The organism is Luteithermobacter gelatinilyticus, assembly GCF_005849285.1.
GTDB lineage: Bacteria > Pseudomonadota > Alphaproteobacteria > Sphingomonadales > Emcibacteraceae > Luteithermobacter > Luteithermobacter gelatinilyticus.
In genome coordinates this window covers 2,910,718-2,933,487 of record NZ_CP040517.1, presented here as the reverse complement: position 1 = coordinate 2,933,487, position 22,770 = coordinate 2,910,718, and the positions used below count along the sequence as shown (strand labels likewise).

The 22,770-nt window shown below is 55.9% G+C and carries 11 protein-coding genes; 6 read left to right on the top strand and 5 right to left on the bottom strand.

Annotated features, from left to right (window positions below):
* Nucleotides 1-185 precede the first annotated feature (185 nt).
* Nucleotides 186-2,321, top strand: coding sequence for a prolyl oligopeptidase family serine peptidase (locus FE788_RS13180; protein ID WP_138381078.1), 2,136 nt, complete (start codon nucleotides 186-188; stop codon nucleotides 2,319-2,321).
* 162 nt (nucleotides 2,322-2,483) lie between these two features.
* Here the strand turns inward: FE788_RS13180 and FE788_RS13175 are convergent, their stop codons facing one another.
* Nucleotides 2,484-3,245 (bottom strand): hypothetical protein, encoded by a 762-nt coding sequence (locus FE788_RS13175; protein ID WP_138381077.1) that lies wholly within the window; start codon nucleotides 3,243-3,245, stop codon nucleotides 2,484-2,486.
* A gap of 416 nt (nucleotides 3,246-3,661) precedes the next feature.
* Here FE788_RS13175 and prsT point away from each other — a divergent pair, with 416 nt between their 5' ends.
* A complete protein-coding gene (prsT, locus tag FE788_RS13170) occupies nucleotides 3,662-6,610 on the top strand; it encodes an XrtA/PEP-CTERM system TPR-repeat protein PrsT (protein WP_138381076.1) in 2,949 nt (982 codons plus the stop codon).
* Nucleotides 6,611-6,666: 56 nt separating this feature from the next.
* On the opposite strand, the gene FE788_RS13165 is transcribed toward prsT, so the two are convergent.
* From FE788_RS13165 to hrpB, 4 genes are all read right to left on the bottom strand, one after another.
* A complete protein-coding gene (locus tag FE788_RS13165; RefSeq protein ID WP_138381075.1) occupies nucleotides 6,667-7,824 on the bottom strand; it encodes an NnrS family protein in 1,158 nt (385 codons plus the stop codon).
* Between the two features lie 465 nt (nucleotides 7,825-8,289).
* Complete coding sequence (locus tag FE788_RS13160; protein WP_138381074.1) at nucleotides 8,290-9,249, bottom strand: ribonucleotide-diphosphate reductase subunit beta; 960 nt, start codon at nucleotides 9,247-9,249, stop codon at nucleotides 8,290-8,292.
* A gap of 77 nt (nucleotides 9,250-9,326) precedes the next feature.
* A complete protein-coding gene (locus FE788_RS13155) occupies nucleotides 9,327-11,171 on the bottom strand; it encodes a ribonucleoside-diphosphate reductase subunit alpha (RefSeq protein ID WP_210413993.1) in 1,845 nt (614 codons plus the stop codon).
* Nucleotides 11,172-11,857: 686 nt separating this feature from the next.
* Nucleotides 11,858-14,422, bottom strand: coding sequence for an ATP-dependent helicase HrpB (hrpB, locus tag FE788_RS13150; RefSeq protein WP_138381072.1), 2,565 nt, complete (start codon nucleotides 14,420-14,422; stop codon nucleotides 11,858-11,860).
* Nucleotides 14,423-15,074: 652 nt separating this feature from the next.
* On the opposite strand from hrpB, the gene gltB reads away from it, so the two are divergent.
* From gltB to FE788_RS13130, 4 genes are all read left to right on the top strand, one after another.
* A complete protein-coding gene (gene gltB, locus FE788_RS13145; protein ID WP_138381071.1) occupies nucleotides 15,075-19,730 on the top strand; it encodes a glutamate synthase large subunit in 4,656 nt (1,551 codons plus the stop codon).
* Nucleotides 19,731-19,732: 2 nt separating this feature from the next.
* On the top strand, nucleotides 19,733-21,154 hold the full coding sequence (locus tag FE788_RS13140; protein ID WP_138381070.1) for a glutamate synthase subunit beta: 1,422 nt from the start codon (nucleotides 19,733-19,735) through the stop codon (nucleotides 21,152-21,154).
* Nucleotides 21,155-21,371: 217 nt separating this feature from the next.
* Entirely contained in the window at nucleotides 21,372-21,602 is a 231-nt protein-coding gene (locus tag FE788_RS13135) for an HP1242/YdcH family protein (protein WP_138381069.1), read from the top strand.
* A gap of 330 nt (nucleotides 21,603-21,932) precedes the next feature.
* A protein-coding gene (locus FE788_RS13130) for an IS5 family transposase (protein WP_425462971.1) occupies nucleotides 21,933-22,732 on the top strand; the annotation gives its coding sequence in 2 pieces (ribosomal slippage) (nucleotides 21,933-22,259 and nucleotides 22,262-22,732; 798 coding nt in all).
* Nucleotides 22,733-22,770 lie beyond the last annotated feature (38 nt).

Sequence of the window (22,770 nt, the reverse complement as noted above, 5' to 3'; positions counted from 1 at the left end):
CTTATTGCAAAAGAACGGCATAATTATCTGGAAAACAGGGTTATAACAGGGGATCGTTTTATCCTTTCCCGAGCCTGTGAAATATGTCTTGGGGCGTTTTCCGAAAATAGGTAGACTCCTTTTTTGCGTTGACCAACAGCCCTGCCCATGACCGGGATTGGGGCCATAAACAGGGAGTGTGACACATGACCTTCGGCAGATGGGTGAATTTTTCCGCAATGGCGGGCGCATGGATGACGGTGATGGGCACGACCCTGTCGGTGTCGGCAGGGGCGGCGGATATGGCGGATAAACCCCGACAGGTGCAGGATGAGGACCTGTTATGGTTGGAAGATATCGAAGGGGAGAAGGCCCTTGACTGGGTGCGCGAACAGAATCGCAGCACCCTTGAGGAGCTCACCAAAGATCCGCGCTTTGACCAATATAAACAGGAGGCCCTGGCCATTCTTACCGCTCCGGACCGGATCGCTGCCGGCCGGCTGCGCGGGGGGTATGTCTATAATTTCTGGCAGGATGAAAGCCATGTCCGTGGCATCTGGCGGCGCGCGCCGATCGAAACCTACAAGGCCGGCGCTCCGGAGTGGGAGGTGCTTCTGGATGTGGATGATCTGGCCCGGCGGGAGGGGAAGAACTGGATCTTCAAGGGGGCTGACTGTCTGGCGCCGGCCTTTGAACGCTGCATTTTGTCTCTCTCGCCCGGGGGAACGGATGCCGCGGTGTATCGGGAGTTTGATATTCCCACAAAGGATTTTGTCAAAGACGGATTTTATGTGCCGCTGGCCAAATCCTCGGTCGGCTGGCAGGATGAAAACACGCTTCTGGTTGCCACGGACTGGGGCGAGGGGAGTCTGAATACGTCCGGCTATGCCCGTATCCTCAAACGCTGGCAGCGGGGTACCCCGATGACGGCCGCAGATCCCCTGCTGGAGATGGCGGTTGAGGAAACCTTTGTCTTTCCGGTCAGTTTCGATCGGCCCGAAGGCGGCGCCAATTTTATTATGCGCGGTCATGACTTTTATCGTTTTACCTACTATGTGGTGGATGACACGGGTGGGTTGAAACAGTTGCCCCTGCCGCCAAAATCCGATCTGTCGGGCATGTTCGAAGGGCAGGTGCTTGTCACCCTGAAAGAAGACTGGCAGGGCCATCGTGCCGGCAGCCTGATCAGTTTTGATCTGGCGGCCTTTATGGAAAAAGGCCAGATTGACCACCTTCACCAGGTCTTTGACCCGGGGCTTGAGGGCACCATTGAAAGGGTGGTCACCACCCGGGATGCGGTTTATGTGCAGGGGCTGGAACATGTGTCCAGCCGGCTCAGGGAATTTCGTCTGGTGAACGGGGCCTGGACAGGCCGTTCGCTAGCGTTCGGGGACGGGGATGTGATCAGTCTGATGTCCGCGGATCCGCGCAGCAATGATCTGTTGCTCAGCCGCGATGGTCTTTTGACCCCTGACAGCCTGTATTGGGCTGATTTTGTCAAGGGGGACCAGAAACTGGTGCAATCCCTGCCACCTCGGTTTGATAGCACAGGCCTCAAGGTGGAAAAGAAATTTGCAACAAGCCGGGATGGCACCCGCATTCCCTATTTCCTGGTCTATCACAACGACAGCCCGATGGACGGCACCACGCCGGTGCTGCAATATGGCTATGGCGGGTTCGAGATTTCCATTTTGCCGCATTACCGCCCGCTGATGGGCAAGTTATGGCTGGAAAAGGGCGGCGCCTATGTCATCGCCAATATCCGCGGCGGTGGTGAATATGGGCCGCGCTGGCATGAGGCGGCGCTGCTGGAAAACCGCCAACGGGCCTATGACGATTTTTTCGCCGTGGCCGAGGCGGTGCAGAAAAGCGGGCTCAGTTCTCCGCGTCATTATGGCGCCATCGGACGCAGCAATGGCGGTTTGCTGATGGGTGTGGCCTTTACCCAACGGCCGGACCTGTTTAACGCCATCGTCTGCGGGGTGCCGCTTCTGGATATGAAGCGCTACAATAAGCTTCTGGCCGGGGCCAGCTGGATGGCGGAATATGGCAATCCGGACAATCCGGAACATTGGGCGTTTATCAAGGAATATTCACCATTCCAGAATTTGCGCGCCGATGTGGACTATCCAAAGGTTTATTTCTTCACCTCGACCAAGGACGACCGGGTGCATCCGGGGCATGCCCGCAAGATGGCCGCCAAGATGGGGCTTCTGGGCCATGACTATTATTATTATGAGAATATCGAAGGGGGACATAAGGGCGATGCCAATCACGAGCAGGAAGCCACCATGCGGGCGCTGGAATATTTGTATCTAAAGCGTCATCTGGAAAAGGAATAAAGGCTGAGGGCGACGGGTGCGTCCCCTTGGATAGCCTCGTTTCCCCTTATTCTGTTTCCTTTTGCCCCCTTTCCCGGGCGCTTTTCTTATCTGAATAAAAAACGGCTCCGTGGGGGAGCCGTTTTTATAGCTGGGTAAATCTTTTAGGAAATCAGGTGGGTTTCAGTACAACCGGAGACGCCGGCGACGATATAACAGGCCCGCTACACCGGCCAGCAGCAGAGACATCACGGCCGGTTCCGACACGGTGGTGCCGTTGAAATGTTTCACGCCTTCGATAATGTCATTGGCACAGCTCATGGTCCAGTGGAAGGCGATCTGGTTTGCCGTCGCCAGGGACGTGCCGCTGACATCAAAAATAAATTCCAGATAATTGTCGGCCGTATTGGCTTCGACGCTGCCGCCGCCAAGCGATGTGGTGTAGCGGTCATTGACCCGATAAATATGGTCATTCACGCTATGACCATCATAACGTTCGCTGCCATATTCATAGGATCCTGACCAGGAAGGATATTGCATCTGCACCAATTCGGCGGAGTTGTGGTCGACAAAACTGCCCTGTGTGTCCCGGGCGCCATTCAGGTCATAGGCATATTCCCAAGTGGTGCCGGTTCTTTGAAAGTCGTCACCGTAATACGGAGCGGAACCATACGGATTCCAGCCGGAGGTGGTCATCAGCAGGTCCCCGTACTCATAGGTCCCCACATGATCCACAAATTTGGTGTAAATGCGCACGGTCATGACACCGCTGTCGCTTCTGTCCACGGTCATGCCGTAAACATCATATCTGTAGCCCCCGATGACATCCCGGCTATCCCCTTTGCCGATGTAATTGTCGGTAATATCGTAATCAATGGCGAATGCCGATGAAACGATGGCGAGGCTCAGCCCGGCGGCAAGACCTAACAGTTTCACTATTCTCATTTTACCCAACCTGTTCTTTTTAAAATGTCGCAATATACGTCTTTCGTTAGTCTCTGAACTTGTAAAGCAATTAATGTGCCAATATATAAAATGCAATAGAGTCAGTACGTTAATAAAATTAGTTATGGAGGCGCTTCAGTATTGTGTAAAGATTCCCGACAGCATGTCTGGCAATGTCTTAAAATGATACAGGCGCGCTTCCTGCCCGCTTTTGTCTTAGGGCACACGTCTTATGGGTCACGCCATATTTGGCAGAACCGATCGTCTTTGGGAACTCGCCCCTCTCTGTGTGAAAACCGTATTTTAGAGAAATTGTAACCTTTCTTATTCATAACTCTGTTGCAGTAATATATGGTTTTACATTGTTTAGGGGCAGAGCTCTAAATAAATCTTTAATAATCAAAGACACGGACGGCATGAGATATCAAAAAAGTTTTGAACAGATCCGCTGGAAGATAGACACAGGGTTTCGTCTTTTGTGCGGCCCGGACAGGGACCGGGACAACAGCACAACCTTTGACGGCTCCCAAAGAGCCGTGGTGCGGGCTCGGGGGCCGCAGTCTTTGCTGAGGACAGGGATTCTTGTGATCGCGCTGTGTCTGGGCGGGGGGATGACCCCTTTTCCGGCCTTGGGCGCTGACGCCAATAGCGCCTATGAAAAAGCCCTGACCAGTTTCCATCAACGGGATATCGAGGCCACCATCATTCATTTGCGTAATGCTTTGAAAGCCGACCCCGATCATTTGGCGTCGCGGCTTCTGATGGCCGAGGCGCTGATTGCCCGCGGGGACGGGGCGGCGGCGGAAATCGAACTCAACTTCGCCCGCTCTCTTGGCGCGGATGCGGATCGCCTGGCGGTGTTGTTCGGCGAATCCTACATTCTGCAAAACAAATATGACAAGGTGCTGGAGACCATCCGCCCTGGCAATCGCGGCCGGCTGATCGAAACACAAATCGCTTTTCTGCGTGGGCAGGCGTATCTGGGACAACGCAAACTGGCCAATGCGGACCGCAGCTTTGCCAGGGCCCTGGAGCTTAACCCCGATCATCAGAACGCCATGCTGGGGCGCGCCCAGGTGGCCGCCACCCGAAAACAATATGGGGCGGCCATGGCGTATATTGATCAGGCCCTGCAAGGCCTGACCCCTTTGCCCAATGCCTGGCTTATGAAATCCCAGATATACAAAATGCAGGGGTTTCCCCGGGAAGCGTTGACCGCCATTAATGAAGCTTTGGCTTTGGCGACGGATCATCTGGCGGCACGCCTGACCCGGGCGGCTCTGTATGTGGATCTCAGGGAATACGAAAAAGCCGAAGAGGATGTGGATTATATTCTGGAAAGAATTCCCCGCGAACCGCGGGCCAAATATCTGAAGGCGGTGATTGCGGCCGCCACAGGGGATTTGGGGGAATCGCGGGAGAAAATGGATGAAGTGATTAATACCCTGCGGGCCGTTCCCGAAGAGATCATGAAAAACAACCCGTCCTATTATTATCTGGCGGGACTGACGAATTTCCAGTTTGGGAACCTTGATGAGGCCCGGGAGTTTTTGCAGGAATATTTGAAACTGGAGAAAAACGACATTGGCGCCCGCCGGGTTCTGGGGGCATTGGAATTGCAGGCCGGGGACCCGATGGCGGCAAGCCTTGTCCTTGTGGATGCCTATCGGGAACAGCCGGACAACCCCACCATTCTTACGCTTCTGGGCATGGCTTATCTGGAAATGGGCAATGTACGCAAAGCCAATTATTATTTTGAACGGGTAGTTTCGTTGCTGCCCACCTCGGCCCAGGGCCTGACCAATCTGGCGCGGGGGAAAATGGCGGCCGGGTCCATTTCCGAAGCCATTCAGAATCTGATCAAGGCGGAACAGCATAATCTGGATTCAACCCGGATCAAGTTGCTGCTGGCCCAGGCCTATCAGAAGGCCGGAGACCATAAAAAAGCCATTGCCATCGTGGAAGAGCTGAAAAAACAGGATCCGGACAGTTCGTTCCTGCATCAGCTTCACGCTGTGGCTGTGGGGCTAGACGGGCAGCATGACCTGGCGCGGCAAAGTTTTGAGAAAGCGCTGGAACTTGATCCGGAAAATATCTCCGCTCATATTCATCTGGCGCGGATGGATTTGATTGCCGGGGACGTCCGCAAGGCCATTGACCGGATTAAGGGGCAACTGGGCAGGCATCCCGAGTCCGTGGTGCTGATGACGGAACTGGGAGACCTGTTCACCAAGGCCGGTCAGCCCGAAGAAGCGCTGTTCTGGTATAAAAAGGCCTATTCCCTGGATGGGGAGACATTTGCCACACTGGCCAAGCTCGCTGAGGGCTATGCGGCTGTGGAGGAGCTGGACAAAGCCATTGAGGTGGCGCAGTCCTTCACCATCCGGTTCCCCGAAGACAAGGACGTCTATGATCTTTTGGGACGCCTTTATATGCAGGCCAATGATCCGGTGGCGGCCATTAAATCCTATAAAATGGCGGTGGAATATGCCATCAATCGGGGGGAGGCGCTGATGGCGCTGGGCGCGGCGCAATTGCGGACCAATGACCGCAAGGGCGCGGCGTCTGCCTTTCGCAAGGCTATCGCCTGGGACCCTGAGCTGCGGGAGGCCTATATCGCCCTAATCAATATCGCCATTGAAGAACGGGACCGGCTTAATGGTCTGGAACTGCTCAAATCCTTGCGCAAAATCACATCGGGATCGCCGGCGGCGGATATTCTCGAAGGGAATCTGTATTATGCGCTGCGGGATCTGGACAAGGCCGAAGCCTCCTATAAAAAGGCCATGACGATCGGGGATAATCCCCTGGCGGTCCTGGGTCTGTTCAAAGTGTATCGGGACAGCGACCGCCTGCCGCGGGCCATTGCTCTGCTGGAAAAATGGACGGAAAAATATCCCCAGGATCTGCCCCTGGGCCTTACGCTCGGGACGGCTTATAAGCTGGATGGGCAGCTTGAAAAAGCCGTGGTTCATTATGAAACGCTGCTCAAGCGGTTCCCCGATATGCCCGCCGTTCTGAATAATGCCGCCAATGTGCAGTTCCTTCTGGGAAATGAAGAAAAGGCCGTGGAATATGCTCGCCGGGCGCAGGAACTGCGACCGGAAGATGTCACGATTCTGGACACGCTGGCGTGGATCGAAACCCGTCGGGGCCGGCCCGAGGTGGCGTTGCCGCTGTTGCGGAAGTCCCTGGCGCTAGAATATGGCAATCCGGAAATCAAATATCATCTGGCAGTAACCCTCGACAAACTGGGCCGGCGCGCCGAAGCTCTCCGTCCGCTCCGGGAAGCGTTGCAGTCGGGTCAAGATTTTGAGGGACGCGAAGAGGCGGAAAAACTGCTCGCCGGCTGGCGCCAGAATTAACCCCGGATGAGGAATTAACCCACAGAAGGAATAGAGTGAAGTGTGAGTGGGTCAACCTATTCACAATTCACTCTAGGGGGTGTGGGCTTGGCGGATATCAGGAAGAAAAGCTGCAACAGAAAGGCGGTGGACCATAAGGCTGCCGCCGCCTCCAGCATTGGCAGCGCGGGGGAGGCATAAGGGGACAGCAGCCTCAGCAGCGCGGCCAGATTGACGGCGCCAAGAATGAGCAGGGTGAGAGCTGGCAGACGTACCAGCTGGCGGCTGCGTTGCAGGGTTAGGCGGGTCATGATAGTGATGGACAGGGTGCCGAGTGCACCAATGGTCAGGCTGTGCAGCAGATCGGCAACGCTGAACAGCTCAAGAAGCGGGTGGGCGGCAATCAGGATGAAGCCGCCGGCGAGCCAGAAAAAGCCCCCGTGCAGGGCAAGGATGGAAAGATCCGAGAGCTTCCAGAAATGCCAGCGGATCAAACGCAGGGCGGTGATGCCGGCAAATCCCAGCGCCAGCAGGCTGCTGACGAAAGGGGGTAGGCCCATGCCAAAACTGAAAATCATCAGCGCGAGACACCCCAGGCCCAGCCATTCCAGACGGGGTTGGGACGGTTTGTTCAGGCGGAGGCCTTGTTTTTGCAAGGCGCCATTGGTAGCGGCGGCGGTGATGCGTCCCCCCATGGCGTAAATCATGGCGATCAGGGGCAGCAAACCGAAAGAAAAAAAGCCGGGCGCGGGCATGTCCCCATTGCGGAATATCATGATGCCAAGCGCCAGATCCAGGATCGGGAAGGCGGCCAGAATAATTCCGAAAATGCTGTTGCGCCATGATTTGGCCGCTTTCAGCATGGGCCCGCCGACAAAGAAAAACAACAGGCCAGGATAAAGGATCACAAGCGGCGTAAACAGGAAAAGGTTTGGCAGAAAAATGTTTGGTGGTGGAATAAGAAACACAATCCGGGCCAGCAGCCAGCTTATCAGCAACAGAACATTTTTCTGCAAGGGCAGGCCGGCCGCAAAATATCCGCCCATCAGGCCCAAGCCGAATCCGAAAATCATTTCATGAGCATGCCAGTATGGCGGGGGGAGCGTCAGAAAGGACAGCCTTCCGCCATAGTGCAAAACAAGAACCGGCACAGCCCCTGCCGCGAACAGACAGGCCAGGCTGAAAAACAGGCGGTCAGCGGAACCGCGGCGGAAGGCGAAGAGATTCTGTAACATGATCGGTCGCCCCTACGTTCTCCCCGTAAAACAACGCTTCCGCCCCTGAAAGGGGGCGGTGACCCATAGAGTGAATTGTGCAGAGGTTGGCTCAATTCTGTTGGCGGATTGTGGCCCGCCTCACGCGGAAGACGGCGCCGGGCGATGCGGGGCATCGGGCCAGGCGTCTGACCCAGGCATCGGGCCAAACGTCTGACAAAGTGAACGGCCCCAAGCCGCCACCCCGAAGGGCCGATCAGGTCTGGCCCAGTTCCTGCGGGGGTTGGCTGGGCCGTACCGCCAGTATGGCCTGCGCCAAATCCCTGGCCCCTGAACCAGACCTGATCGGCAGAATGGGTCAACCTCTGCACAATTCACTCTAGAGGCCAGCATGGATTGCTTCATCGCTGACGCTTACTTACAATGAGACGCTTACCCGCAATGACGAGACGCTCTCATCACCCGTCACCCTGGTCACCACATATTTTATTCAAACGCCTCTTCCCAGGTTCCCCGGGTGGAGGCCTTGGAATATTCCGTGGCCCGGTTTTCAAAGAAGTTGGTATGTTCAATGCCGTTCAGGATCTCGTCCATCCAGGGCAGCGGGTTATTGCCTACATAATAAATCGGGCTCAGGCCCAGCTGGGTCAGGCGCCGATCGGCAATATAACGGATGTAATCCTTCACCTCCCGGGCGCTTAGGCCTTCCACATCGCCCAGTTCAAAGGCAAGATCAATAAAGGCGTCTTCATGTTCGACAATGGTCTGGCAGGCTTCCGTAAGTTCCTTCTGCAACTGCTCGGTCCAGACCTCTGGGTTTTCCCGCAGGAAGGTGTGGAACAGCTTGATGATGCTGTTGGTGTGCAGGGTCTCGTCGCGCACCGACCAAGTGACCACCTGCCCCATGCCTTTCATTTTGTTAAACCGCGGAAAATTCATCAGAATGGCAAAGGAGGCGAACAGCTGCAGCCCTTCGGTAAACGCGCCGAATACGGCCAGGGTTTTGGCGATGTCTTCCTTGGTGTCCACGCCCCAGACCTGCATATAATCGTATTTATCCTTCATCTGTTGATACTTCAGGAAGGCTTCATATTCCACTTCCGGCATGCCCAGCGTATCCAGCAGATGGCTGTAGGCGGCCACATGAATGGTTTCCATATTGGAAAAGGCCGCCAGCATCATTTGCACCTCGGTGGGTTTGAACACCCGGGTGTAATGGCGCATGTAGCAATTGTTCACTTCCACATCGGCCTGAGTAAAAAATCGGAAGATCTGGGTCAGCAGGTGTTTTTCCACTTCCGAGAGTTTCAGATTCCAATCCTTGACATCATCCGCCATGGGAATTTCTTCCGGCAGCCAGTGAATGCGCTGCTGGGTCAGCCAGGCATCATAGGCCCAGGGGTACTGAAAAGGTTTATAGACAACTCGTTCCTTCAGGAGAGACATGGAAAGTCCTCATTTTGCTGAAATGGACATCAGGATGTTTCACGAACAAATAATCGCGTCATCGCGCCTCCCCCGCCTTATTGGCAGGACAGGCATTCTTCATAATTGGCCACTTCGGTGGTCGGCTGTGCAGTGTTTATCTCTGCGCTGCGCTGCTGAACCGTCTTGGAGGCTTCGCTGCTTTCGGCCCGCTGAATGGACAGCGAGCGGCAATAATACAGGCTTTTCACACCCTTTTTCCAGGCCTGGTAATGAATCTGGTGAAGGTCCCGTTTGTGCACATCCGCCGGCAGGAAGACATTGACGGACTGCGCCTGGTCGATCATCGGCGCCCGGTCGGCGGCATGCTGCACGACCCAGCGCTGATCCAGTTCAAAAGCGGTCTTGAAAACATCCTTTTCATCCTGGCTGAGGAAATCCAGATGTTGCACGGACCCGCCATTGACGGTGATGGAAGACCAGACCTCGTCGGTATTTTTGCCTTTTTCTTCAAGCAGGCGGGTCAGGGCACGGTTACGCACGGCAAAGGACCCGGACAGGGTTTTCTGGGTAAAGCTGTTGGCGGCAATGGGTTCAATTCCCGGGCTTGCGCCGCCACAGATGATGGAAATGGACGCCGTTGGCGCAATGGCGGTTTTGTTGGAAAAACGTTCCATAATGCCGTAATCGGCCGCATCCGGGCAGGGGCCGCGTTCTTCCGCCAGCAAACGGGAGGCCTTATTCACCTCTTCCTGGATATGGGTGAAGATTTTCTTGTTCCAGACCTGGGCCATGACGGATTCAAAGGGAATCATCCGGTCTTGCAGGAAAGAATGGAAACCCATCACGCCCAGCCCCACGCTGCGTTCGCGCATGGCGGAATATTTCGCCCGGGCCATGGTGTCCGGGGCCCGCTCGATGAAATCCTCAAGCACATTGTCGAGGAACCGCATGATATCCGGAATGAACTGCTCATTGTCTTTCCAGGCGTCATATTTTTCCAGGTTCAGCGAGGACAGGCAGCAGACGGCCGTGCGTTGGTTGCCCAGGTGATCCTCCCCGGTGGGCAGGGTGATCTCGCAGCACAGATTGGACGTTTTGACATTCAGGCCAGCCAGTTTGTGATGTTCCGGGATGTTGCGGTTCACATGATCCCCGAACAGCATATACGGCTCCCCGGTTTCAATTCGGGCGGTAAGAATCCGAATCCACAGGCTGCGGGCCGAGACCGTCCGCTGCACGCTGCCGTCATGAGGGCTGACCAGCGCCCATTCCTCATCATTTTCCACCGCCCGCATAAACGCGTCGGAAATCACCACACCATGATGCAGATTAAGCGCCTTGCGGTTTGGATCTCCGCCGGTCGGGCGACGGATTTCTATGAATTCCTCGATTTCCGGATGGCTGATCGGCAAATAAACCGCCGCGCTGCCGCGCCGCAGAGAACCTTGGGAGATCGCCAGGGTTTGGCTGTCCATGACCCGGATAAAGGGGATGATGCCGCTGGTTTTGCCATTGGTGCTGACCTTTTCACCAATGGAACGCAGATTGCCCCAATAGCTGCCAATCCCGCCGCCTTTGGCCGCAAGCCAGACATTCTCGTTCCATAGGCCGACGATGGATTCCAGGCTGTCCTGGGTTTCGTTGAGAAAACAGGAAATAGGCAGACCCCGTTTGGTGCCACCATTGCTGAGGACTGGGGTTGCCGGCATGAACCACAACCGGCTGATATAATCGTAAAGCCGCTGGGAATGCGCCCGGTCATCACCATAATAGCTGGCCACCCGCGCAAAAAGGTCCTGATAGCTTTCTCCCGGCATCAAATAGCGATCCGACAGCGTGGCCTTGCCAAATTCCGTCAACAAGGCATCCCGCGAGGGATCCGTTTCAACCCGTGAGTGATCTTTGACCTGCACCGCATCTGTTAAAACTGAAACCGACACATCCCACCTCTTATGGTTAATTGTCCCTCATCCGAATCATTTACCGGCACAGCCAACTTTCCTGAGACTATGGACTCTACCGGTCGGAATTGGGCCTGAAGTTTGCCCGATGAGGAAGACCCTGAAACATGGAAGAAGCCGAAAAGAAAGCCCTGATTTGCCCAATGGTTTGTCCAGTACTTTTCCCACGCAAGCCTGCTAGAGCCCTGTGTGGCAACGGCTTTCGGCCTTTCATCCCCTTAGTATCACCCTCGACACAAGATATGGTATTTACACCCCTACATCTTGTCAATAACTAGTATTTTACTCTTTTTTCTTGACGGTCATTTTTTCGCAAAAAACGGCTGTTTATACTTAAATTTTCATTGCAAAAAAATACATCAGGGCAAAAAATACATCAGGGGCCGCAAAGGGACGACTGCCCGAAACCGCCGTCATGGGTCTTTTCATCGCTGAGTCCACTGACTCACCAGTCTGGCGAACAAGTATACACAACAGCCGCAGGCATTTCATCCGCAAACAGGTTACTTCCGAAGCGGCCTCATGCCATAACCAACCTATTCACAATTCACTCTAACCGGCTCACTCTAACCGGCTTTGGCGATGCCCGATTCCACCGCCAGGCCCACAGGAACAGACCGGATAAAACCGGGGCCGCAGACTCAGCCGCAGACTCAGCCGCAGGCTCAGCTGCGCGGTTTGGTCCGCCGTGTCGGTGTGGCCTGTCGCGGATCATCGGGCCAGTAATGTTTCGGATAGCGGCCTTTCATCTCCTTTTTGACGGTCTCATAACCGCTGGCCCAGAACCCGGCCAGATCCTGGGTGACCTGCAGCGGACGCTGCGCCGGGGACAAAAGGTGGACAAGGAGCTTTACTTCACCCTCAAGCACCGCTGGTGTTTCCGTGGCCCCGAACATTTCCTGCATCCGTACCGCCAGAACCGGCGGATCCTGGCTGTAATCTATGGCCATGGACGACCCGCTGGGTACCGTGATGCGGGGCGGGGCCAACCGGTCCAGTTCCTGTTGGGCGTGCCAGCCGAGCAAGTCGGTCAGGATGGCATAAAGATCCAGCTTTCCCAGATCCTCCTTGCGCCGCATCCCGTCAAGATACGGCATCAGCCAGTCTTCCAGCGTATCCGTCAGCGCCTTTTCTGACAGGTCTGGCAGGTTGGTTTCGCGGTGTTGGCGTATAAACGCCACCCGTTCCCTGAGTGACAGGCTTTTTCGATCCCAAGGCAGACAGCCCAGTCCCATACGCCGGATTCCGTCAATCAGGGCAGTGGCAACCAGATCCGCCGGCGGATCCGCCAGGGGGGTGTCCTGCAACACCAACCGACCAAACAACCGGCGGTTTTGACTGAGGACGGCGGCGCTGCGGGTGTCCCAGCGGATGAGCGTTTCCCGGGTGATCCGGTCCTCGAAATGGTCTTCCAGGTCATAAAGGTGCAACGGCGCCGCCAGAAAAATCCGGGCATCCCGGGTGCCTTTGTCCAGGCTGGCGACGGCCAGAAAATCCTCAGCCGCCAGTGAATCTTCTGGGGGGAGGACGGCGCCCCGGCCCCCCGCCAGCTGGAACTGGCCCTGCCGCTGGGACGAAGCGGAAAGACGCTGCCGGTTGCCGGCAATCCGTTCGGGATAAGCCAGCGCCAGACACAGCCCGGCTTTTTCCAGGGACTGTCCGGGACGTTTTTTGATGCCCAGTTCTTTCATCCACTGTTTCGCCTGTCGCAGCACCCGACGACAGGCGGCAATGTCGGCCCCGAGCCGCCGGGCCTGCCCCGTTTCATTCTGGGCCACCATGGCCAGGGCTTCCAGCCGCAACCGGAAATCGGCTTCCGGTTCCCGAAGCTTAAGAATGTCCCGTTCACTTAAAAGGGCTGCCACATCCACGGCCAGCCACCCCAGCCCCATTTCCCGGGCCTTCAACACCATATGAGCCAAGCGCGGATGCATGCCCAGCGCCACCATATCCCGGCCATGGGCCGTGATCATGCCGTTGGCATCCAGCGCCCCGAGGGAGGTAAGCACCTCCCGCGCCGCTTCGATTTTTGCGTTATCCGGCGAGTCCAGCCAACGGAGTTCGCCGCTATCCCTTACCCCCCAACAGGCCAGTTGCAGCATCAGCGGCGTGAGATCCGCCTGGGTGATTTCGGGCGGCGTATACGGCAGCAGGCCGCGCTGTTCCGGTTCTGGCCAGAGTCGGAAGCAAAGCCCCGGTTCAAGTCGTCCGGCCCGTCCGGCCCGCTGATCCGCCGAGGCCCGGGAGATTCGTATGGTGTCCAGTCCGCTCATGCCGCTTTGCACATCATAGTGGGGGCGGCGGGCAAGGCCGCTGTCCACGACGATGCGAATGCCGTCAATGGTCAGGCTGGTTTCTGCAATATCGGTGGCCAGCACCACCTTGCGTTGCCCGGGCGGGGCGGGTTCAATGGCCCGGTCCTGATCCTCGCCGCTCATCTGGCCGAAAAGTGGACAGATCAGTATGTCATTGCCCGCCTGTTCCGCAATCAGTGCGGCGGTGCGGCGGATTTCCGCGGCCCCCGGCAGAAAGGCCAGCACACTGCCTGTCTCCTCCCGCAGAGCGCGGCCTACAGTTGCTGCTACGGCTTGTTCCACAGCCCCCTGCACCGGGCGGTCCAGATACCGGATGTCCACCGGATAACTGCGGCCGGCGCTGGTGATGACCGGGGCGTTGTTCAGCAGTGCCGCCACCCGGTCCCCGTCCAGAGTGGCAGACATGATCAACAGTTTGAGGTCCTCACGCAGGCCCCGCTGGCAATCCAGGGTGAGCGCCAGCCCCAGATCTGTATCCAGCGACCGTTCGTGAAACTCATCAAAGATGACTAGCCCGATTCCGTCCAGGGACGGATCTTCCTGGAGATAGCGAATAAAAACCCCTTCGGTCACCACTTCGATGCGGGTTTTGTCACTTACCCTGCTGTCGAGACGCACTTTATAGCCGATGGTTTCGCCAACTTTCTCACCGATCATGGCCGCCATACGCCGGGCCGCTGCCCGGGCCGCCAGACGGCGCGGCTCCAGCATCAGGATACGTCCGGTTGCCGCCCTTTCGTTTCCCGCAAGCCCCTCGCTTAACAAAAACAGCGGCACCAGAGTGGTTTTCCCGGCGCCGGGTGGGGCCTGTAACACGACTGATGGGGTTTGGCGCAACTTCCGGCCCAGATCCTGCAGGATCTCCCGGACGGGCAGTGCGGTGTGCCGAACAATATCCTTTATGGTGTCTGTCATTGTTTTGTCTGTCATGTCATCTTTGGAGTGAATTATGATTGGATTTACTTTAGGTCCAAGGCCCCGTTTGCAAAAAAGTTCACCAACAGAGTTCATAACGGAGAATGACGGCCAGGACCAGTCCCCCGCGTCCCCGCCCGGCAGCTCTCTGGTCTCTGCAAATTAAATTGTTTGAAAACAGTTTCTTGCAGGATTTTATGCTGTAAAAATTGTTTATACGAATTTTTTTTCTGTTTGTGGCGTGGAATTAATTTGTTGAAAAACTTTGTTTTTTCTGAAGATCCGCAATCGGAAAAAAGATAAAATCAGTGTGCAGTGCAACGAAAAACTTGCATTTTGGCAACGGTATAGGTAGGAATATTATCGGATACAGGGTTAAACTGCAGATATTTTATAAAACAGACCACAAATCTGCAGGAAAATTACGGCCAGCGCTGAAAGTGTATCTTCACTCGTTTTTATGGAAGGGGTGAAGCGGGCTCTCTCGGCCTTGCGCCTGTCTGAGACAGGTGGAGAGCGACGTTGCGGCTCACTTTACGGCTCATGGTCTTAAAGAAAAATAATAAAGCAGGCAGTTCCGCGCCCCATTACCCGGTTCGGAAAAGTGTTTTGACGCGCCTGCAGTAAATTTGGACTTAGGAGACTTATATAGATGACCCATCAGGTGCCATTGAACAATAAGGGTCTGCCCCTTGCTCAAGGACTGTATCGTCCCGAAAATGAACGCGATTCATGCGGTATCGGTTTTGTCGCCAATATCAAAGGCAAAAAAAGCCACGCCATTATTGAGCAGGGCCTCAGAATTCTGGAGAATTTGACCCATCGCGGTGCCGTGGGGGCGGATCCCCTGGCTGGGGACGGGGCTGGCATCCTGATTCAGATGCCGGACAAATTTATGCAAAAAGAGGCCGCCAAACTGAATATTGATCTGCCGGAGGCCGGAAAATATGGGGTGTTGATGATTTTTCTGCCCCATGACGAAAGGGTGCGCGGCAAGATCAAGGCCAAGTTCGAGGAGCTGGTGGCGCAGGAAGGCCAGATCTTTTTGGGTTGGCGCCGGGTACCGACGGACAATTCCAAGTTTAGCGAAGGGGTGAAAAAAACCGAGCCCTATATTGCGCAAGGTTTCGTCGGCATGGGCGACAATTGCAAAACCAATGCGGATTTCGAACTGAAACTCTATATCATCCGCAAGCAGCTCAGCAATGCCGTGGTGGCCATGGAAGAGGATACCAGCTTCTATTACGCCAACAGCTGTTCCAGCCGCACGGTACTCTATAAAGGCATGCTGCTGGCCGGACAGGTGGGGGAATATTATCAGGACCTGCGCGATCCGGATATGGAAACCGCATTGGCGCTGGTGCATCAGCGGTTTTCCACCAATACCTTCCCCACCTGGAGCCTGGCGCAGCCATTCCGCATGGTCTGTCATAACGGGGAGATCAACACGGTACGCGGCAATGTGAACTGGATGGCCGCGCGGCGGTACAGCATGAAATCCAAGGTTCTCGGCGATGATCTGGAGAAGCTCTGGCCGCTGATTCCCGAGGGTCTGTCCGATACCGCCTGTTTCGACAATGCCCTGGAATTGCTGGTGGCCGGCAATTATGACATCGTGCATGCCATGATGATGCTGATCCCCGAAGCCTGGGCCGGCAATCCGCTGATGGATGAAAAACGCCGAGCGTTTTATGAATATCACGCAGCGCTGATGGAGCCCTGGGACGGTCCGGCAGCTGTAGCCTTTACCGATGGCACCAAGATCGGGGCCACACTGGATCGTAACGGCCTGCGTCCGGCCCGTTATCTGGTGACCGATGATGATATGGTGATCCTGGCGTCCGAAATGGGGGTGCTGGATATTCCGGAAGAAAAGATTGTGGAAAAATGGCGCCTGCAGCCGGGCAAGATGCTGCTGATCGACACGGCGGAAGGCCGCATTATTTCCGACGAGGAAATTAAAACCAAATTCGCCACCGCCCATGATTATCAGGCGATCCTCAACCGCACCCAGATCAAACTGGAGGATCTGCCGGCGGAATCCGTGCCGCGCGATCATGGGGATGTCCCGCTTTTGAAAAAACAGCAGGCTTTCGGCTATACCCAGGAAGATATGAAGATTCTGTTCCCGCCCATGGCCACCAGCGGCCAGGAGGCGCTCGGCTCCATGGGTACTGACACGCCGATTTCGGCCCTGTCCGATAAACCGAAACTGCTGTATACCTATTTCAAGCAGAATTTTGCCCAGGTCACCAACCCGCCGATCGACCCGATCCGTGAAGAGGCGGTGATGTCGCTGGTCTCCTTTATCGGGCCGCGCCCCAACCTTCTGGATCTGGAAGGGGTCGGCACCCATAAGCGGCTTGAGGTGCGCCAGCCCATTCTCAGCAACGAGGATCTGGAAAAAATCCGCACCATTGGCGACATTCCGGATAATAATTTCCGCACCGTGACCATTGACATCACCTATGACGCCAAGGAAGGGGCCCAGGGCATGGAGGCGGCCATTGAACGCATCTGCCTGCTGGCCGAGGTTTCCGTGATCGAAGGCGACAATATTATTATCCTTTCAGACCGCAAGGTGAGTGCGGAACGCATCGCCATTCCCGCGCTTCTGGCTACGTCAGCGGTGCATCATTATCTGATCCGCAAGGGGTTGAGGACCTCCGTCGGGCTGGTGGTGGAAACCGGCGAAGCGCGTGAAGTGCATCATTTCTGTGTGCTTGCCGGGTATGGCGCTGAAGCGATCAACCCTTATCTCGCCTTTGAAACCATTGCCGAACTGGCTAAAAAGCTGCCGGAAGAGGTGGATGTGGCGACGGTTCAGGCCCGTTATATCAAGGCCATTGACAAAGGCATTCTCAAGGTGATGTCCAAAATGGGCATTTCCACTTACCAATCCTATTGCGGGGCGCAGATATTTGACGCCGTAGGGCTGAACAGTGCCTTTATCGAGAAATATTTCACCAATACCAAAAGCGCCATCGAAGGGGTGGGGCTCGACGCCATTGCCCGTGAGACGGTGATGCGTCACCGGGACGCCTTTGGCGATAATCTGATATACCGCAACCAACTGGATGTGGGCGGCGAATATGCCGTGCGCCTGCGCGGCGAAGCCCATATGTGGACATCCGAAAGCATCAGCAACCTTCAGCATGCGGTGCGCGGCAACAGCCGGGACAAATACCGCGCCTTTGCCAAACTGATCAATGAACAATCGGAACGGCTGCTCACGCCGCGGGGGTTGTTCAGGATCAAATTTGCCGACACCCCCATCCCGCTGGATGAGGTGGAGCCGGCTTCTGAAATCGTCAAACGTTTCGCCACCGGGGCCATGTCTTTTGGCTCTATCAGCCGCGAGGCCCACACCACGCTGGCCATTGCCATGAACCGCATCGGCGGCAAGTCCAATACCGGCGAGGGCGGCGAGGAACCGGACCGCTTTACCCCGGACCGCAACGGTGATCTACGCCGCAGCGCCATCAAACAGGTGGCCTCCGGCCGATTTGGTGTGACCACGGAATATCTGGTCAATGCGGACGATATCCAGATCAAGATCGCCCAAGGTGCCAAGCCCGGCGAAGGCGGTCAGCTGCCCGGGCATAAGGTGGATCCGGTGATTGCCAAGGTGCGTCATTCGACGCCGGGGGTGGGGCTGATCTCTCCGCCGCCGCATCATGACATTTATTCCATCGAGGATCTGGCGCAGCTCATTTATGACCTGAAAAATGTCAACCCTGACGCCCGGATCAGTGTGAAGCTGGTCTCCGAAATCGGAGTCGGGACCGTGGCGGCCGGGGTATCCAAGGCCAAGGCCGATCATATCACCATCGCTGGTTATGATGGTGGCACGGGCGCAAGTCCGTTGACCAGCATCAAACATGCGGGCTCCCCGTGGGAAATCGGCCTCGCCGAAACCCAGCAAACCCTGGTGCTGAACCGGTTGCGGGACCGGGTGTGCGTGCAGGTGGATGGCGGCCTCAAGACCGGGCGCGACGTGATCATCGGGGCGTTGCTGGGGGCCGACGAATTCGGTTTTGCCACCGCTCCCCTGATTGCCAGCGGCTGTATCATGATGCGCAAATGCCATCTGAATACCTGCCCGGTAGGCATCGCAACCCAGGATCCGGTTCTGCGCCGTAAATTCACCGGCAAACCGGAACATGTGATCAATTATTTCTTTTTTGTTGCCGAAGAAGTGCGCGAAATCATGGCCCAAATGGGCGTGCGCAAATTGGATGAAATCATCGGTCGTTCCGATCTTTTGGAAAAAGATGCGGCGATCAAACACTGGAAAGCCGATGGCCTGGACTTCACCAGACTGTTCCACAAGATCGAACCGTTCGGGGATGACAAAATCTATAACGCCCGGGCCCAGCAACACGATATTGAGGACGTGCTGGATCGCAAGTTGATCGAGCAGGCCCGCCCCGCCCTGGAAGACGGCACGCCGGTCAAGATTGAAACCAAGATCGGCAATACGGACCGTTCCGCCGGCGCCATGCTGTCCGGCGAGCTGGCCAAACGGTATGGCTTCAAGGGGCTTGAGGATGACACCATTCATATCAAGCTCAAGGGGACGGCGGGCCAGAGCTTCGGGGCCTTTGTCGCCAAGGGCATTACGATGGAGCTGGAAGGAGAAGGCAATGATTATGTGGGCAAAGGCCTGTCCGGCGGCCGGCTGATTGTTTATCCCCCCGCCGAAAGCAGGATTGTGCCGGAAAAAAGTATCATTGTCGGCAATACGGTGCTCTATGGCGCCATCACCGGGGAATGTTATTTCCGCGGTATTGCCGGCGAACGGTTTGCGGTGCGCAACTCCGGCGCCATTGCCGTGGTGGAAGGGGTTGGCGACCATGGTTGTGAATATATGACCGGGGGCTGTGTGGTGGTGATTGGCCCCACGGGACGCAACTTTGCCGCCGGTATGAGCGGTGGGATCGCCTATGTGCTTGATGAAGCCGGTGACTTTGATCGCCGGTGTAATCTGGCGATGGTCGAGCTGGAGCCGTTGCCGGATGAGGATGCCATGGCGAAACTGCAGCACCAGTCCGGTGAGCTGGAAGGCCACGGACGGGTGGATGTGCTGCGTAACAATATGTCCGGCAACGATCGGGAACGCCTGGTCACCCTGCTGGAAAACCATGCCCGTTATACGAACAGCCGGCGGGCGCGGGAAATTCTGGATAATCTGGAGGATTATCTGCCCAAATTCGTCAAGGTCATGCCGGTGGAATACCGCCGGGCGCTGGAGGAAATGGCCTCTGCCCAGACTACGTTGTCAGCGTATACCGAGAAGGGAGCATAATCATGGGGAAAGTAACAGGATTTCTTGAAATTCCGCGTCAGGACCGGACTTATGCCCCCGCCGGTGACCGGGTGCGCCATTATCATGAATTTGTCAATCCGTTGCCGGAAAATGTGGTGGTGCAGCAGGGTGGACGCTGCATGGATTGTGGTATTCCCTATTGTCACACCGGTTGCCCGGTCAACAATATGATTCCCGACTGGAACGACATGGTCTGGACCGAAGACTGGGAAGAGGCGCTGGAAACCCTGCATTCCACCAATAATTTTCCGGAATTTACCGGGCGTATTTGTCCGGCGCCCTGTGAGGCGGCTTGTACGCTGAACATTGAGGATGTGCCGGTTACCATCAAAACCATCGAGTGCGCCATCATTGACAAAGGCTGGGAAAATGGCTGGGTCAAACCGGAGCCGCCGCAGGAAAAGACCGGCAAAAAAGTCGCCATTGTCGGCAGCGGTCCTGCCGGCCTTGCTGCGGCTCAGCAGTTGGCTCGGGCTGGGCATGATGTGGCGGTGTATGAAAAAAACCGGCGTGTGGGCGGCTTGCTGCGCTATGGCATTCCCGATTTCAAGATGGAAAAACATCTCATTGACCGCCGGGTCCGTCAGATGGAAGAAGAAGGGGTCACCTTCTGGACCAGCATCCATGTGGGCAAGGATATTCCGGCCCAGAAACTGGTGGATCATTATGATGCCGTGCTGCTGTGCGGTGGCTCCGAACAGCCGCGTGATCTCCCGGTGCCGGGCCGTGACCTGGAAGGCATTCATTTCGCCATGGACTTTCTCACTCAGCAGAACCGGCGGGTTGCGGATGAACCGCTGGGGAATGAGCGGGATATTCTCGCTGCGGGCAAAAAAGTCGTGGTGATCGGTGGCGGTGATACGGGCTCCGACTGTATCGGCACTTCTTTCCGCCAGGGAGCCGTTTCGGTGACCCAGCTGGAGATCATGCCGAAGCCGCCACTGAAGGAAGACAAAGGCCTGACCTGGCCCAACTGGCCCATGAAGTTGCGCACCTCCACCTCCCAAGAAGAAGGGGCGGAGCGGGACTGGAGTGTGGCCACTGCCGAATTTGTGGATAATGGCAATGGCCATGTGACGGCGCTGAAATGTCACCGGGTGGATGAGAATTTCCAGAAAATAGAGGGCAGCGATTTTGAGATTGAAGCCGACCTGGTGCTGCTGGCCATGGGGTTCACCAATCCGGTCAAGGAAGGCATGCTGACGCAGCTGGGAGTGGCTTTGGACGGCCGCGGCAATGTGGCGGCCGATACCCGTAAATACCAGACGTCTTTGCCCAAGGTTTTTGCGGCCGGTGATATGCGCCGGGGGCAATCTCTGGTGGTTTGGGCCATTCGCGAAGGCCGCCAGGCGGCCAGCGCTGTGGATGAATATCTGATGGGGCGCACCAAACTGCCGAGATAACGGCCTCATGATGAAACAGAATTCTTGATCGTAAATACCCAATATCGATCAATTCACTTGCCCCGGACCCTGGGTCCGGGGCTTTTTTTTATATGTTGAGAAATTTTCCTGAACAGCTTGATTCAGATCAAAGGCAGATTTTTCAGGCGCGGTATGAAAAGCGGGTAAGGTAGCTGTATATCCCCGGAATATACCGGGCCAGAAGAAAGGAAAAACCATGCCGCATATGCAGGAAGCCTTGGCAGAAGAATTTCCCAGGGCCCCGGAAGAGTTAAATAATTTTGATCAGAAATATGCGTATTTTGTCAAATTGCATTATGCCTATGACCGGGTGATCAGGGAAATCCGGCTTATGGAGACCAGCGGCCGGAAAGCTTCGGCCAAGGTCTTGAAAGAATTGAATAAAAAACGTCTCTTGTTAAAAGACGAGATTTTCGCTATGCTATAGGCTCCGGCCTAAAAAACCGGACACGAAAATACCCCGCCGCCGGACCTGAGATCGACGGCGGGTTTTCGTTTGTCCGTTTTTTTGTCTTCCGTGATCTTCCGCGTGAGGCGGGCCGCAATCCGCCAACAGAATTGAGCCAACCTCTTTGCAATTCACTCTATTCTTCTGACTCTGAAATTCGTATCATATTTGTAGCAGGCTATTCGAATTTCAGAGTCAACAAGAAGACTAGTTAATTATTTGACTCTAGGTCATAAACTCATAAAGGGGCTAGCGAGATTTGGCGACATCTGATTCTCTTGGTTCAGTTTGAACAAGGAGGGTTGACGGATGTCGCGTCGTCGTTATGAACTGACTGACTTTGAATGGTCGATCATTGAGCCACTGTTGCCGAACAAGCCGCGGGGTGTTCCGCGAGTGGATGACCGTCGGGTGCTCAACGGCATTTACTGGCGGCTCAGGACGGGCTCGCCGTGGGCGGACATTCCGGAGCGCTATGGCCCTGCGACGACCTGCTACAATCGCTTTGTGCGGTGGCGGAAACAGGGGGTGTGGGACAGGATTTTTGCGGCGATATCGGCCGCTTATGACGGCGATCTGCAAATGATCGACTCCTCATCCATCCGCGTTCACCAGCATGGGGCGAACGCAAAAAAGGGGGGCCCGATGCCAGCCCCGGAAGTTCCGCTGACGCCCGATGCGTGGGGCGCTCGAGAGGCGGTCTGACGACCAAGATCCATGCCCTGGTGGACGCCAATGGACTGCCCGTCGGGCTCAAGCTGACGCCTGGACAGGCGCACGACGGGCGCGCGGCCGAGGATATGCTGGGCGTCATTGGCAAAGGACAAATCCTGTTGGCCGACCGGGCCTACGACTCGGACGCCTTGCGCCAACGGCTCGCCGATCAGGGCGGATGGGCCTGCATCAGGCCATTGGCGCATCGCAAGTCCAAGCCCGCATTCAGCACCTTCCTCTACCGATATCGCAACCTCGTCGAGCGCTTCTTCAACAAACTCAAGCACTTCCGGGCCATCGCCACGCGCTTCGAAAAACATGCCGAAAACTATCTCGCCCTCGTCAAACTCGCCGCCATCAAAATATGGATGCGGTTTTATGAGTCGGTAACCTAGTGTGGTTTCTGAATTTGAAGTTCCTAAGTCATATGACA

Coding starts and splice junctions, on each gene's coding strand:
- FE788_RS13180 (WP_138381078.1), top strand. CDS start 186: ATGACCTTCGGCAGATGGGTGAATTTTTCCGCAATGGCGGGCGCATGG.
- FE788_RS13175 (WP_138381077.1), bottom strand. CDS start 3,245: ATGAGAATAGTGAAACTGTTAGGTCTTGCCGCCGGGCTGAGCCTCGCC.
- prsT (WP_138381076.1), top strand. CDS start 3,662: ATGAGATATCAAAAAAGTTTTGAACAGATCCGCTGGAAGATAGACACA.
- FE788_RS13165 (WP_138381075.1), bottom strand. CDS start 7,824: ATGTTACAGAATCTCTTCGCCTTCCGCCGCGGTTCCGCTGACCGCCTG.
- FE788_RS13160 (WP_138381074.1), bottom strand. CDS start 9,249: ATGTCTCTCCTGAAGGAACGAGTTGTCTATAAACCTTTTCAGTACCCC.
- hrpB (WP_138381072.1), bottom strand. CDS start 14,422: ATGACAGACACCATAAAGGATATTGTTCGGCACACCGCACTGCCCGTC.
- gltB (WP_138381071.1), top strand. CDS start 15,075: ATGACCCATCAGGTGCCATTGAACAATAAGGGTCTGCCCCTTGCTCAA.
- FE788_RS13140 (WP_138381070.1), top strand. CDS start 19,733: ATGGGGAAAGTAACAGGATTTCTTGAAATTCCGCGTCAGGACCGGACT.
- FE788_RS13135 (WP_138381069.1), top strand. CDS start 21,372: ATGCCGCATATGCAGGAAGCCTTGGCAGAAGAATTTCCCAGGGCCCCG.